This window comes from Thalassovita sp. ABM4_323, from assembly GCF_056158665.1.
Genome location: NZ_JBSWTS010000007.1, coordinates 1,217,296 through 1,230,882 on the forward strand (window position 1 = coordinate 1,217,296; position 13,587 = coordinate 1,230,882).

Annotated in this window: 13 protein-coding genes; 4 read left to right on the forward strand and 9 right to left on the reverse strand. The window is 61.0% G+C overall.

Going from position 1 to position 13,587, the window contains the following annotated elements; all coding sequences use genetic code 11:
• Positions 1-2 precede the first annotated feature (2 nt).
• A complete protein-coding gene (locus ACXADQ_RS08375; protein WP_475318678.1) occupies positions 3-560 on the forward strand; it encodes a F0F1 ATP synthase subunit B in 558 nt (185 codons plus the stop codon).
• A gap of 56 nt (positions 561-616) precedes the next feature.
• Here ACXADQ_RS08375 and ACXADQ_RS08380 read toward each other — a convergent pair whose 3' ends face one another.
• The 3 genes from ACXADQ_RS08380 to ACXADQ_RS08390 all read right to left on the reverse strand — a co-directional run bounded on the left by ACXADQ_RS08380 (position 617) and on the right by ACXADQ_RS08390 (position 3,578).
• Complete coding sequence (locus ACXADQ_RS08380; protein ID WP_475318681.1) at positions 617-1,384, reverse strand: FadR/GntR family transcriptional regulator; 768 nt, start codon at positions 1,382-1,384, stop codon at positions 617-619.
• Between the two features lie 325 nt (positions 1,385-1,709).
• The gene (locus ACXADQ_RS08385) at positions 1,710-1,955 is read right to left on the reverse strand and encodes a hypothetical protein (RefSeq protein WP_475318684.1); all 246 of its coding nucleotides are present in this window, start codon (positions 1,953-1,955) and stop codon (positions 1,710-1,712) included.
• 408 nt (positions 1,956-2,363) lie between these two features.
• The gene (locus tag ACXADQ_RS08390) at positions 2,364-3,578 is read right to left on the reverse strand and encodes a TsoY family (seleno)protein (RefSeq protein WP_475318690.1); all 1,215 of its coding nucleotides are present in this window, start codon (positions 3,576-3,578) and stop codon (positions 2,364-2,366) included.
• A gap of 165 nt (positions 3,579-3,743) precedes the next feature.
• On the opposite strand from ACXADQ_RS08390, the gene ACXADQ_RS08395 reads away from it, so the two are divergent.
• Complete coding sequence (locus tag ACXADQ_RS08395; protein WP_475318697.1) at positions 3,744-4,106, forward strand: hypothetical protein; 363 nt, start codon at positions 3,744-3,746, stop codon at positions 4,104-4,106.
• Here the strand turns inward: ACXADQ_RS08395 and ACXADQ_RS08400 are convergent.
• Positions 4,103-4,558, reverse strand: coding sequence for a GNAT family N-acetyltransferase (locus tag ACXADQ_RS08400; protein WP_475318704.1), 456 nt, complete (start codon positions 4,556-4,558; stop codon positions 4,103-4,105). The two genes, ACXADQ_RS08395 and ACXADQ_RS08400, sit on opposite strands and share 4 nt — an antisense overlap.
• Positions 4,559-4,751: 193 nt before the next feature.
• Here ACXADQ_RS08400 and smc point away from each other — a divergent pair, with 193 nt between their 5' ends.
• Positions 4,752-8,207 (forward strand): chromosome segregation protein SMC, encoded by a 3,456-nt coding sequence (gene smc, locus ACXADQ_RS08405; RefSeq protein ID WP_475318711.1) that lies wholly within the window; start codon positions 4,752-4,754, stop codon positions 8,205-8,207.
• A gap of 63 nt (positions 8,208-8,270) precedes the next feature.
• Here smc and ACXADQ_RS08410 read toward each other — a convergent pair whose 3' ends face one another.
• The 5 genes from ACXADQ_RS08410 to ACXADQ_RS08430 form a co-directional block, all read right to left on the reverse strand.
• Positions 8,271-8,816, reverse strand: coding sequence for a hypothetical protein (locus tag ACXADQ_RS08410; protein ID WP_475318714.1), 546 nt, complete (start codon positions 8,814-8,816; stop codon positions 8,271-8,273).
• Complete coding sequence (locus tag ACXADQ_RS08415; protein WP_475318720.1) at positions 8,816-9,997, reverse strand: lytic murein transglycosylase; 1,182 nt, start codon at positions 9,995-9,997, stop codon at positions 8,816-8,818. The genes ACXADQ_RS08410 and ACXADQ_RS08415 overlap by 1 nt, the downstream gene beginning before the upstream one ends.
• 59 nt (positions 9,998-10,056) lie before the next feature.
• Complete coding sequence (cbiB, locus tag ACXADQ_RS08420) at positions 10,057-10,965, reverse strand: adenosylcobinamide-phosphate synthase CbiB (RefSeq protein WP_475318724.1); 909 nt, start codon at positions 10,963-10,965, stop codon at positions 10,057-10,059.
• Positions 10,962-11,900 carry a threonine-phosphate decarboxylase gene (locus tag ACXADQ_RS08425; RefSeq protein WP_475318727.1) on the reverse strand — a complete coding sequence of 313 codons (939 nt, stop codon included), beginning with the start codon at positions 11,898-11,900 and terminating at the stop codon, positions 10,962-10,964. Before ACXADQ_RS08425 ends, cbiB begins: the two co-directional genes overlap by 4 nt.
• Before the next feature lie 67 nt (positions 11,901-11,967).
• Positions 11,968-12,945 (reverse strand): glutathione S-transferase family protein, encoded by a 978-nt coding sequence (locus ACXADQ_RS08430; protein ID WP_475318729.1) that lies wholly within the window; start codon positions 12,943-12,945, stop codon positions 11,968-11,970.
• A 255-nt stretch (positions 12,946-13,200) separates the two neighbouring features.
• On the opposite strand from ACXADQ_RS08430, the gene ACXADQ_RS08435 reads away from it, so the two are divergent.
• Entirely contained in the window at positions 13,201-13,566 is a 366-nt protein-coding gene (locus ACXADQ_RS08435; RefSeq protein ID WP_475318735.1) for a hypothetical protein, read from the forward strand.
• The last annotated feature ends 21 nt before the right edge of the window (positions 13,567-13,587 follow it).

Sequence of the window (13,587 nt, forward strand, 5' to 3'; positions counted from 1 at the left end):
GAATGCGTAAACTTGCTACTCTGCTGGCCCTGACAGCGGCATCCCCGGCCTATGCGGCCTCGGGCCCGTTCTTTTCGCTGCACAACACGAACTTCATCGTGCTGTTGGCCTTCATCCTGTTCATCCTGGTGCTGTTCTACTTCAAAGTGCCCGGCATGCTGGGCAAGATGCTGGACAAGCGCGCCGAGGATATCCAATCGGAACTGGACGAAGCACGCGCCCTGCGTGAAGAGGCCCAGACCCTGCTGGCCTCGTACGAGCGTAAGCAGAAAGAAGTTCAGGATCAGGCTGACCGCATCGTCGCCCACGCCAAGGAAGAGGCCGCCGTGGCCGCTGAACAGGCAAAGGCAGATCTGGCCAAGACCATCGAACGCCGCCTGAAGGCCGCCGAAGATCAGATCGCATCGGCCGAGGCGACCGCTGTCAAAGTGGTGCGGGATCAGGCGATTTCGATCGCAGTTGGCGCCGCCAACGACGTGATCGCCAAGAAGATGACCGCCGCCGCCGGCAACAAGCTGATCGACGCAGCCATCGCCGAAGTGGACGCGAAACTGCACTGATTTCAGCTCAGTTCGAGACGTCAAAGAACCCGCGCGCGAGCGCGGGTTTTTTCGTTTTAGCGGGCTTTTTCGTGCTGGAACCTTTGCAGGGCGATTTTCTCGTTCCGCTCGGCCTTTTGCTGGTCGGTCAGCGAATCCTTCACATAGTCCAGATGCGCCTCGACCGCGTTGCGTGCGGCCACGGGTTCGCGCGCTTGCAAGGCGTCATTGATCGCGCGGTGCTGGTCCAGCAGCGTGTCGCGCGTGGTGCGCTGGCGGAACATGATTGACCGGTTGTAAAACACGCCCTCGCGCAGCAACTGGTACATCGAGCGCATCATATGCAGCATCACCACGTTGTGGCTGGCCTCGATAATGGCCAGGTGGAAATCGGCATCCAGACGCGCCTCATCAGCCGGGTCGCGCTTGGAATGGACGGCCTCCATCTTGTCGAAAATGGTCTGGATGACCTTCAGGTCAGTGTCCGACGCCAGGCGCGCGGCACGTTCTGCGGCCAGGCCCTCCATATCGCGGCGGAAGGAAATATAGTCGAACACGGCCTCGTCATGGGCGGCAAAAAGTTTGACCAATGCCTCGGAAAAGGCCGAGCCCAGCACGTCGGCCACATAGATGCCCGCGCCCGCGCGGGTGGTCAGCAGGCCCTTGTCTTGCAGCTCGGCGATGGCCTCGCGCAGAGACGGGCGGGATACGCCCAGCTTTTCTGACAGCTCTCGTTCCGAAGGGAGCCGCTCTCCGGGGCGCAAAATCCCGCGTAGAATCAACAGCTCAATCTGGCGGGTGACGGCTGCGGACAGCTTCTCGGGTTGGACTTTCTGAAAGGGCATGCGGCGTCCTTTTTGGTCAAATTATATGACCAGGTAAGGATGCTGGCAAGCATGCCCGTGGCAATGTACCATTTGCGGGCAAGGAGAAAAGAGGGCGGAGCTCGACAAACTTGAAACTCAGCCCTGTGCCACTGCTGGGAACCGATGGCGAGGGCAGGGGATCACCGTCAGGTGGCGCCCGGAGTGGCTCGGCGGTGATACCGCCCTACTTCAAATCGTGACGGCCGACTGTTCACCGCATCCGATATCAGACACAGGGTATCGGTCCTAATTCTGCCCGAGCGCGCTGGTAGAGGATGCTGGTGGCCCGGTGGCGTTCACGCTCTTAGACTGTTCCGCCAGGTCTGCCGATGTCGCCACCATCATTAGCTTTGTCGATGAGGTGTTTCAAAATTCCGATACCAACTGCTCCGCCGATGATGCAAACGGCGGGATTCGCCTGACAGTAGGTCTGGGACCCTTGGGTGGAGACTTGAGCGTTCTTCCCAACTGGAACGCCGTTGATGGTGCCGATACTTGAACAGCCCGCGAGCAACGCGGCGCAGGTGGTGAGTGCGACAACTTTCTTCATAATATCCCTCGCTACATTTCTCGTGAGAGTAGCGGGGGTGGGTGGTCACGGCAACCGCGATTGCACGTCCCGTCAGACAGCCCATTTTCTTCCCCAAAAGCCGCATACCTTGTCCAAGAAGCGCCGAACAAAATCAGCAGAAACCGGGATTGGCGTGACTGGCGAAAGCAGAGCCTGACCAACGACCAGCATTTTGTGAAGCTCAGGTGACACGCAGCGATTACCAACGAGACTACCGCCAAAACTGATAAGTTCACGCGAAACGCGTGAACCTAGTGTTGTCGTTGCCCGAGTAGCGTCGCGTCGTGAAGCTCGCTTTCGGACGCGGCTTCCGAAACTGATGGCGCAGATGATCTTTGCCCAGGCCCGAAACGGACCGCCCTCAGGTTTACCGGGTTGGAGGAAGCCTTACTCGGCAGGGACGGCAACCGGCTCTGACGGTTTGCCGAAATGCTGGCGGTTCAGGCGGAAGACCAGCCAGACCATCAAGGCTTGCGAGATCAGCGCAATCGCGGTGACGGCCCAGAAAGCAACCGAGAACTTGTCGATCACCCCGGCGGCCACCAGCCCTTTGTTCACAAAGAAGTGGAGCATCACCGACAGCGCCACACCAGGGCAGACCAGCGCATAGGACCCGGGCGAGGTTTGCGGCCCCATCACAAAGTCGGCAAAGTACCCCTGGCGGCGCAGCACCAGCATCCCCAGCAGCAGGAACACCACCTGAACCGTCAGCATCCGCGCCAGGAACACCATGGTTTCACCTGCTGCACCGTGGACGTCAAAGGTGACATGCAGGCCGTGGTCTTGGCGTAGGAACAGGATGCCCAACACGGTCATGATCGGGACGATCACCATCAGCGTGGGACCGGCCTCTTTGGCGGTGCCATAGTGTAGCATCGAGTTGAACGCAGTGACAGCCGCGACAACAGTGTACAGGATCGACGCAAAGCCAAAGAAGGTCGACAACACCAGCGATACACCCACGGTGATTGTGTTCGTGCTCATCGCGGCGGGGGCGGCCAGGCCAACACCCACCATGGCCAGCGCAAAGGCAGGCATCAGTTGGGCAAAAGAATTATGCGCGGTCACATCGAACACGCCGCCTTTGGTCAACACACGTCCCAGGAAATCGCCGATGGTGCGCAGCGCCCAGACGCCGATCAGCAAAAAGGCGACCACGGCCATCGGGAACAGGTATTCAACGATACTCCACAGACCGGGGACATAGACCAGGCCGACAATGAACATCGCGTTTACGGTCATCGCGGTGGCCAGCGGCGCGGCCAGCAGGGTCGTTTCCGCGTTCGAGGCGCGCAGTTTCTCGTAAGCCTCGGTTTGCTGGAATTTGCGCAGCGAGGTGACGTTCCAGATCAGCATTTTCACATTAAGAAAGGCAAAGACCGCGATACCTATGACGGCAACGACGATCGCGATTTGCAGCGGGGTCGAACCGCTTTGGAACGCGGCCAGAATGTCTTCGAAGATGGGAACAGGGCGGCCTTTGTGCGGCACCCAGAACATCAGGTACATAAAGAACGTAACGGCAAGCCCGCCAGCACCAAGCGAGGCGAGGAAGTAGAGCGGAGAATAGCTGTCCGCTGGGCGTTTGAGTTGGGTGGTCATGGCAACCTCATAATATTCTAACATTGGAATGTATATTAATATGCGAAATATGGAATGTAAGTGCATGAGTTGTCGCAGGCCGGTGTTAAGCACCCGTTAACCTTGGTGAACGACCCTACGGGCATGAGAGCCCTTGCCTGTTTGATCTTTCTGTGCGCCTGCGACATGCCCAGCCCAGATTTCTGGGGCGTCGAGGCCACGCGCATCACTGTCATGGGATCGACCTTTGATATTCGCATCAAAGATCGCAAAGCCGAGGCGATTCGGCTAAATCCAGAAGCAAAACCGCGTTGGATGATCATCGGTGCCAAGGCGGGCTTTGCGATCGAACAGGTCAGCGGATGCAAGATCAAGAAAATGGGGGGCGACCCGGCTGTTATTACTGCCAAACTGAAATGTAAGGGCGATCGTGAGGTGCTGGGGCCACCGCAAAATCTGACCTATGATTGTGACATCGACGACACCTATATCAATCGTGGTTTGGGGCTGGAGGTGACCGAAATGTCCTGCGAATTGGTCGAAGGCTAGGTCAGCGGTTTTCCCATGAACAGGCTGGCTGGATGATCCTCGTAGGCACCAAACGGCCCGCAGTCTTCATACCCCAAATCCCGATAGAGCCCGACCGCCGCCGCCAGCTTGTCCCCGGTTTCAAGCATGATCCGTGAATGCCCCATGGCACGGCTTTGGGTTTCCAGATGTGCCATCAGATGCCGCGCGGCACCGGTTCCACGTGCGTCGGGGGACACGAACAGACGTTTGACCTCGCCATAGGTTTCGTAATCCACAAGGGCGACGCAGCCGATTGCCCGCCCGTCCGTGCGCGCGACCAGGAACGTTATCTTCGGATCGTCCAGTTCGGCGGCGGTGAAGGTAAAGCATTCGTCGGGCGTGTACACCGCGCGCAAGGCGGCCTCTGAGCCCTCGATCAAGCGATGGGCCTCGGTGGTCAGCGGGCTTTCCGGGCGGATGGCTAGGGGCATGCGGGTCTCGTGGTTTTTGAACAGTTTTCAGGCCCAAGCCAGCCTACGTCAAGCAGCAAACCCCCGCCGATTGCCGCAATATCTTGTGGATAACTGCCCAAAATGGGCCATATCCGGGGCGATTGCGTTGACTCGTGGGGCGGGGACGGAACAGGATCAAGATCAATCTGGAATCACCGAAGCGAATCCGCGCGTGCTTTTCACGAAACTCAGACTGACCGGCTTCAAAAGCTTCGTCGACCCGACTGATCTGCTGATCAAAGACGGGCTGACCGGCGTTGTCGGGCCCAATGGGTGCGGGAAATCCAACCTGCTGGAGGCGCTGCGCTGGGTCATGGGGGAAAACCGTCCCAAAGCGATGCGCGGCGGCGGGATGGAGGACGTCATCTTTGCCGGGGCGGCCTCGCGCCCGGCCCGGAATTTCGCCGAAGTCTCGTTGATCATTGATAACGCTGACCGTCTGGCCCCCGCCGGATTTAACGATGACGATCAGCTGGAAATCGTGCGGCGGATCACGCGGGACATCGGCAGTGCCTATAAGGTCAACACCAAGGACGTGCGCGCGCGCGACGTGCAAATGCTGTTCGCCGATGCCTCGACCGGGGCGCATTCCCCGGCGCTGGTGCGTCAGGGGCAGATCAGCGAATTGATCAACGCCAAACCCAAGAACCGCCGCCGTATCCTGGAAGAGGCCGCAGGGATTTCGGGCCTGTATCAGCGCCGTCACGAGGCCGAGCTGAAGCTGAAAGGCGCCGAACAAAACCTGGCCCGTGTGGATGACGTGGTCGAACAGCTGGCGCATCAACTGTCACAATTGGATCGGCAGGCCCGTCAGGCTGCTCGGTATCGCGCGATTGGCGAGGATCTGCGCAAGGCCGAAGGCCTGCTGCTGTATCGCCGTTGGCGCGAGGCGGACGAGGCCCGCTCGGTTGCCGACGAAGAGCTGCGCGAACGCACGACCCTGGCTGCTCAGGCCGAGGGGAGTGCACGCCAAGCCGCGAAACTGCGGGTGGAAAAAGACGATGCACTGCCGCCCTTGCGCGAGGAAGAGGCGATTGCCTCGGCGATTTTGCAGCGCTTGCAGGTGCAGCGGGATGCCTTGGGTGATCAGGAAACCCGCGCGATCCAGACCATTGAAACCCTACGCAACCGTATCCTTCAGCTGAGCCGCGATATCGAACGCGAAGCCGGGCTAAACCGAGATGCAGGCGAGATGATCGAACGCCTGGAATGGGAAGCGCGCGAGCTGCAGAAGGCCGGCGAGGGTCAGGCCGAAAAACTGAACGATGCAGCCGAGGTCTCGCGCGAAGCGGCCAGCGTGTTGCAGGATCGCGAGGCGGATCTGGCCGAGCGCACTGAAGACGTGGCGCGTCTGGCGGCCAAGCATCAATCGGCGCATCGTTTGCTGGATGACAATCGCAAACTGTTGGGTCGGGCCGAGGCCGAGGCCGCGAAGGCCAAGGAAACCGTCGCATCGGCGCAGCTGACCCTGGAAAACGCTGTGATCGAATTCGAGGCGGCGCAAGAGCAGGAGGCGATTGCGGTTGAAACCGTCGCCCATGCCGAAGAAACCCTGATGGAGGCCGAAGCCGCGCGCGAAGAGACGCAGGCGCGCGAGGCCGATGTTCGGGCCGAGCGTTCGGAGGCCGAGGGCGAGTTGAACGCCCTGCGCGCCGAGGTGACGGCCCTGGCCAAGCTGCTACAACGGGACACGGCCGAAGGTGGTCAGATCATGGACCGCTTGCAAGTCGAGCAGGGATTTGAAAAGGCGTTGGGCGCCGCGCTGGCGGATGATCTGCGCGCCCCAGAAGTGGACGAAGATGGTCCGTCTGGATGGACGGTGCTTGCCGACTATGACTCGCCGCCTGCGCTGCCAGCTGGGATCACGCCTTTGTCGCGGCACGTGTCTGTGCCTGACGTGTTGGCGCGGCGCATGTCTCAGATCGGGTTGGTCGGATCAGAAGAGGCGGCGCGCCTTCAGCCTCAATTGTTGCCCGGTCAGCGTCTGGTCAGCCTAGAGGGCGATTTGTGGCGCTGGGACGGGTATCGCGCCTGGGCCGAGGACGCGCCCTCGGCCGCGGCGCTGCGATTGCAGCAGTTGAACCGTCTGGAAGAGTTGAAACAGCAGATGGAGCGCGCAACGGCCCGGGCGGATGCGGCGCGTCAGGCGCACGAGTCCCTCAGCGAACGGCTGACCGAACTGACCCACGCAGATCAGGCCGCCCGCCAAGCGCGCCGGGATGCGGACCGGTTGGTGAACGAGGCAAATCGCAAGTTGAGCCGGGCCGAAGCCGATCGTAACCTGGCCGAATCCAAATTGGAATCGACGGGTCTGGCGGTTGAGCGCCATGAAGAGGATGCCATGGCCGCGCGCGCGCAGGTCAGCGAGGCTGAAGCAGCCGTTGCGGATCTGGATGATCTGGAGGCCGCGCGTGCCTCGGTCGAAGACGTGAAAATGACGGTCGAAGCGGCGCGGATCACCATGATGTCGCGCCGGTCCGCCCATGATGAATTGCGTCGCGAAGGCGATGCGCGCCTGCGCCGCTCGCAAGAAGTGACCAAAGAACTGAGCGGCTGGCGGCACCGGTTGGAAACGGCCTCGACCCGCAGCGCAGAATTGGAAGAGCGCAAGGCTTCCTCGGAAGAGGAATTGCTGGAGGCGAATGCTGCCCCCGAAGAAATTGCCATTCAGCGCGAGGAACTGGGCGAAGCGATTGACGCGGCCGAAGAGCGGCGCAAGGCGGCGGCGGACAAATTGGCGGTTGCAGAGACCGATGCGCGCGCCGCTGAACAGGCCGAGCGGGATGCCGAACGGGCCGCAAGCGAAGCCCGTGAGGCGCGCGCCCGGTCCGAAGCGCGGGCCGATGCGGCGCGCGAGACCGTGACCGCAGCCGCCGAGCGGATCAGGGAAGAGCAGGAGACGAGCCCGCAGAAACTGCTTGAAGCGCTGGATGCCGACCCCGAGAAAATGCCGGCCTCGGACCAAATCGAAGCGGATGTGAACCGGCTGAAGCGTCAGCGCGATGCCTTGGGCGCTGTGAACCTGCGCGCTGAAGAGGATGCCAAGGAAGTCCGCGAGGAACATGGGAACCTGTTGTCAGAAAAGGCGGATCTGGAAGAGGCGATCAAGGCGTTGCGCGCCGGGATCTCGAGTTTGAACCGGGAAGGACGCGAGCGTCTGTTAACGGCGTTCGAACAGGTGAACAGCAATTTCAGCACGCTGTTCCGCCATCTGTTTGGCGGGGGAGAGGCGAACCTGGTGCTGGTGGAAAGCGATGATCCGCTGGAAGCCGGGTTGGAGATCATGTGTCAGCCACCGGGTAAGAAGTTGTCGACTCTGTCGCTGTTGTCCGGGGGAGAGCAAACGCTAACGGCGTTGGCGCTGATTTTTGCGGTGTTCCTGGCCAATCCAGCGCCCATCTGTGTGCTGGACGAGGTGGACGCGCCGTTGGATGATGCCAACGTGACGCGGTTCTGTGATTTGCTGGACGAGATGTGCCGCCGCACCGAGACACGTTTCCTGATCATCACCCACCATGCGGTAACCATGGCGCGGATGGATCGTTTGTTTGGTGTGACCATGCAGGAGCAGGGGGTCAGCCAGTTGGTGAGCGTGGATCTGAAAAAGGCCGAACAATTGGTGGCGTAAGGGGCCTGTGGGACGACGCTCGTTGCCTTTGGCAACATCGCCCCGCCCACCGTCCCTTATTGGCTAGAGTTTGAGAAGTCGGTCTTTGGCTGTGACCGTGCCATCCTGGACAATTTTGCACAGCAGGCCGCGCAGACGCAGATGGACGTTCTCGCGATCGGTGATCCAGTCTTTGGCCGGGGTGCCGTAGCGCTGTTTCCATTTGATACAGGCATCGTTGAAGACGTCGGATACCTCGAGGATGGCGGTGCCCGCCTGGAGCAGGCTGCCGACGGGGAGGTTGCCGTAGGAGCAATCCAGGTCTGCCACGATGGGGTCGCCGGGATGGGGTTGGCTATTGCGGTCCAGCCACACGGCTTGCATCACACGTGTTGGCAGGATCGAAACCTGGATGCGCGGATCGGGACTGCCATCGGCCAGGCGCATCCATGGGGTGGTTTGCCAGCGCTCGCCGGGGATGCCTTGAGCGATGGTGAGCTCAAGCTCGGACACGATTTCGCGTTCCCCGAAGCCCGGGCGGCGGCACAGCATTTCGATCGGTGCCTCGTCCTTGGGGGCGGCCAGCACGTGCGCCATAGCGGCGCGCAGTTGGGCGGTGGTGGCCTGCATCACAGTTTTCCCAGCAATGTGGCGGTGGGCCATGCGTCAGCAGGCAAGCCCAGGCGTTTTTGTTCAGCCTGGACGGCTTTGCGGGTGCCTGCGCCCAGGATGCCGTCGATTTTCCCGACATCATGGCCACGATTGGCCAGCTTGCGCTGGAGCTGTTTCATTTGCGCGCCGCTGAGGCCCGGATCGGGGCGACCTGCGTCAAATACCGGGGCTCCGGTCAGGCGGGTGGCGAAATATCCGGCGGTCAGAACGTAGGTAAAGCTTTGGTTCCATTCGAAAAAAACGTGAAAATTGGGGTAGGCGATGAAGGCGGGGCCTTTGTGTCCCTGGGGCAAGATCAGGCTGGCGGGCAAATTTGCGTGCCAATCGCCCGTCCGGGGGCGTACGCCCATCTTTTCCCATTCTGACAGAGGCAGAGTGGTGTGGATGCCGGATTTCGACCAATCCATGCGATTGGGGACGGTGACCTCTTGCAGCCAGGGCTGGCCCTTGGTCCACCCCAGATGGCTGAGCATTTTGCCGCCCGACATCAGCGCGTCCGGGGCCGAAGATTTCAGGCGGACATGCCCATCGCCATCGCCATCCACGCCATTGTCCAGAATGTCCTGAGGCAACATCTGCACCATGCCAATTTCACCAGCCCAGGCGCCGGTAGTGCGGGCCGGGTCGAAGTCCCCGTTCTCGTACAGCTTCAACGCGGCAAAGACCTGTGGGCGGAACAGCTCGGGGCGGCGGCAATCATGGGCCAGGGTGACCAATGCGTTCAGCGTGTTGAAATCCCCCTGAAAGGCGCCGTAGTCAGTCTCGAAGGCCCAAAAGGCCAGTAACACGCCACGGCTGACGCCAAAGTCGCGCTCAACCCGATTGAAAACGGCATCGTATTTGCGGGCGTTTGACTGCCCGCGTTTCATACGATCCGCCGAGATCAGGCGACGCGCGAATGTGGTGAAATCCAGCTGAAAAACACCCTGGGCGCGGTCCGCCTTCAGGACTTTTGGATCCTGGCGCACATTGGCAAAGAAGCGTTTTGCGGTCTGCGCATCGTGGCCTTTGGCGGTCGCCTCGGCGCGCAAATCTTTGACGAAGTTGGAGAAATTACCGCCGCACGGGGCAGCAAGCGCAGCGGTCGCAGACAGGGCAAGCGCGGCAAGAGAGAAGGAAACTGACGAAATGAAACGCATGGGGGCCTCGGGTAAATGATTTTGCCCAAGCCTATCAGGCCACACGCCCCCTGCGAAAGTCAGAAAAACCGTAGGATCAGGCCGATCAGTAGCGCCCCGATCCAGGCGATGGCCCAGGTTCTCCACAGGGCGGAGACAGCGGCGTCGATGGCATCGGGGCCGGGATTGCGCGAGCCGTGCGGATGGACCCAAGCGAAATCGCGCATATGCCCGCCATAGGAGCGCGGCCCGGAGAGGGCGACGTTCAGGGCACGGGCCATGGCGGCCTCGGGCCAACCAGCGTTCACAGAGCGGTGCCGCTTGGCCTCGGCGCGGATCAGATGCCAATCGTTCAGACCGTGATGGCCGAGCGCGATCAAGACGGCCGTCAAACGCGCCGGGATCAGGTTCAGCAGGTCGTCAAACCGGGCCGCGGCCCAGCCAAAGGACTGGTGGCGGGGCGTCTTGTATCCGATCATACTGTCTGCGGTATTGGTGACCTTATACAACAGCAGGCCGGGCAATCCGGCGATCAGGAACCAAAAGGCAGGGGCGATCACCCCATCCGACAGGTTCTCGGCGGCGGATTCGATGGCGGCACGGCTGACGGCGGGGGCATCCATCTGCGCAGTGTCGCGCCCGACAATCATCGCCACGGCACGGCGTGCTTCGCCCAGCGACAGACGCAGCGCATCGCCGACGGCTTGTACATGCTGTACCAGCGATCTCTGCGCCAGCAGAATGGCAGCGATCAGGATCTCGACCACGGGCCCAAGACAAGAAAGCGCCCAGCCCAAGGCCAGCGCTCCGATTGCCAGCACGGCCATTGTGGCGATGCCCTTCAGCTTGCGCTCATTGCCGGCGTTGAACGACTTGTCGGCCCAGCCGATGGCCCGACCCATCAGAACGGCGGGATGGGGCACACGGTTCCACAGCCATTTCGGCTCGCCCAGCAGGGCATCCAACAGCATCGCGAAAAACAGGGTCACAGGGCGGCCTCCAGCCGGGACCAATCGCCGGGGGCTGGCAGACCCAGGCGCAAGAAATGGTCGGAATAAGGGAAGATGCGGGTCCAGATGTGATGCCGTGCCATGCGGGCTTGCCAACTGGACGCGCTATCGACGTGATAGAGCCGGAAAAGCGAGGTGCCACCACGCAGCTGTGCGCCGGCGGCGTGCATCATTTCGTCCAGCTTGTCGGCGTCCTTGGCCAACCTGCGCCGGGTGGTGATGGCCCAGTCGGGATCTGTCAGGGCTTGTGTCCCAATGGCCAGCGCGGGGCCGGACACTTGCCAGGGGCCAAGCGCGGATTTCAGCAGGTTGATATCCTCGGGCAGGCCAATGGCAAAGCCCAAACGCAGCCCGGCCAGCCCCCAGAACTTGCCAAAGCTTTTCAGAACAATGCGTCCGGGATTGACGGTTTCGGCGATCAAGGAACGGTCGGGCGACACGTCGCCAAAGCTTTCGTCGATGATCGTCAGGGGGGCGTTCAACGTATCGCGGTCATACCAGGTGCCAGTCGGATTGTTGGGGTGCACCAAAACGCGGGCCGTGGCTGCGGTTGCGCCCGAGGTCCAGCCGGCCTGCTCGAAGGCGGCCCAGTGCTCGTTATAGGTTGGTTGCGGGATATCGACCTGTCCGGCCGGGCGCAGAAGCGGGATGCGGGCAATCAACGACGAGGCGCCGGGCGCGGCCAGAACCGCAGCCCTGTCGGGAATATTCCAAAACCGGCGCGCGGCCTGTTCCAGGGCGTCGAACGCCCGTGCATCCGGCAAAGCCGTCCAGGCGTCAGCGGGCAAATTCCCGATCGGGTAGGGCACCGGGTTGATCCCCGTCGACAGGTCGATCCAATCGCTGCGCACGCCGCCATATTGCTGTGCCGCTGCGTCGAGTCCTCCGCCATGGTCTCGGGGTGTGTCGCTCATGTTTGCCTCTGCCAGGTTCCTGAGCGCTGAATGCCCGGATTCCGGTGAGAAACACAAGCGCGTTCAGCTATTGATCCCGGTTGTGAGGCGCCCAGTGGTCCAGCACGGGGTTGATCGGGATGATCCGATGCGGATTGATCGAGTCGTGGCTGTAGTGATAGTGGCGCACGATGTGATCCAGATTGGTGACCTCGGCCACGCCGGGCCATTGATACAGTTCACGCGTAAACGCCCAGAGGTTGGGGAAATCGATCAGCCGCTTTCGGTTGCATTTGAAATGCAGGTGATACACCGGATCAAAGCGGATCAATGTGGTGAACAGGCGCCAGTCGGCCTCGGTGATCTGATCGCCCAGAAGATAGCGGTTGGTGGTCAGATAGTCCTCGAGCCATTCCAAACTGTCAAACAGCGGGCCGACCGCCGCGTCATAGGCGGCTTGCGTGCTGGCAAAACCGCTTTTGTAGACGCCGTTATTCACCGTGTCATAGATGCGCGTGTTGAAATCCTCGATCCGATCGCGCAGAGGCTGGGGCCAGAAATCCAGCGAATTCTTGGTGATGCCGTCAAAGGCGCTGTTGAGCATTCGGATGATCTCAGCGCTTTCGTTGGACACGATGGTGTTTTGCTGCTTGTCCCACAGCACGGGCACCGTGACGCGACCCGAAATATCGGGCTGTGCGCGGGTGTAGATATCGCGCAGAAAGGGCAATCCAAACAAGGTGTCGCCGGTGGCCCCGGGGAAATCTGTACCAAAGGTCCATCCGTCCTCGAGCATGTCCGGATGCACGACCGAGACGCTGATATGGTCGGTCAAACCCTTCAGCGCGCGAAAGATCAGCGTGCGATGGGCCCAGGGGCAGGCGTGCGAAACATACAAATGATAGCGCCCGCTTTCGGCCTTGAACCCGCCTGTGCCGGTGGGGCCGGGCGCGCCATCCGGGGTGATCCAGTTGCGAAAACTGGTGACAGAGCGCACAAATTTGCCACCTGTTTTGCTGGTGTCATACCACGTGGTTTCCCATTTTCCGTCTACAAGCTGGCCCATATGCGTGTCTCCTTTGCTTGCTGATATAGGACATAGGTCGCACCCCGAATAGCCCGTGGGCGCGCAGTGACGGTGCATTGCTGCACAGGCGAGAGAATCAGTGATTTTGCTAAATTTCCAAGGGCTTGGTTGCGTAAGAATGTTGCGCGCCCTTGATTGCAAGGGGTTTGTGGTCATGCTGCGCCGCCGCGAAAGCCGCGCTTGACGGCGCGCCTGTTTGCGCCATTCTTTAGGTATCTGGAAGGGGAAGCCAAGATGTCTACGTTCTTGTCCAAAGAGGTTCAGGCCGGGCTGGATGCCGCTCGTAAGCGCAGCCAGAAACGATCGTCACGTCTGCTGGTCGAGGCCGACGGCCAGACCTTCCGCATTCTGCGGTTCTGGGACACGGGCTTTGCCCTGGATGCCGAGGACGCGCCCAAACTGCGCGGCTTCGTCGATATCTATGACCGGGGCTTTCACCTGTATCAGTGCCTGATCGTCGCCTCGGAACAGGAAAACGATCAGATGATTTTTGAGTTCAAACGTCTGACGGCCATCCACGATGTTCCGCCTGTTGATTTCGCCGTCGAAGAGCCGCAGACCGCCGGATTGCTGGAAAGCAAAGACAGCACCGGGATTTAGCGCTGACTTTGCCTGCTTTGG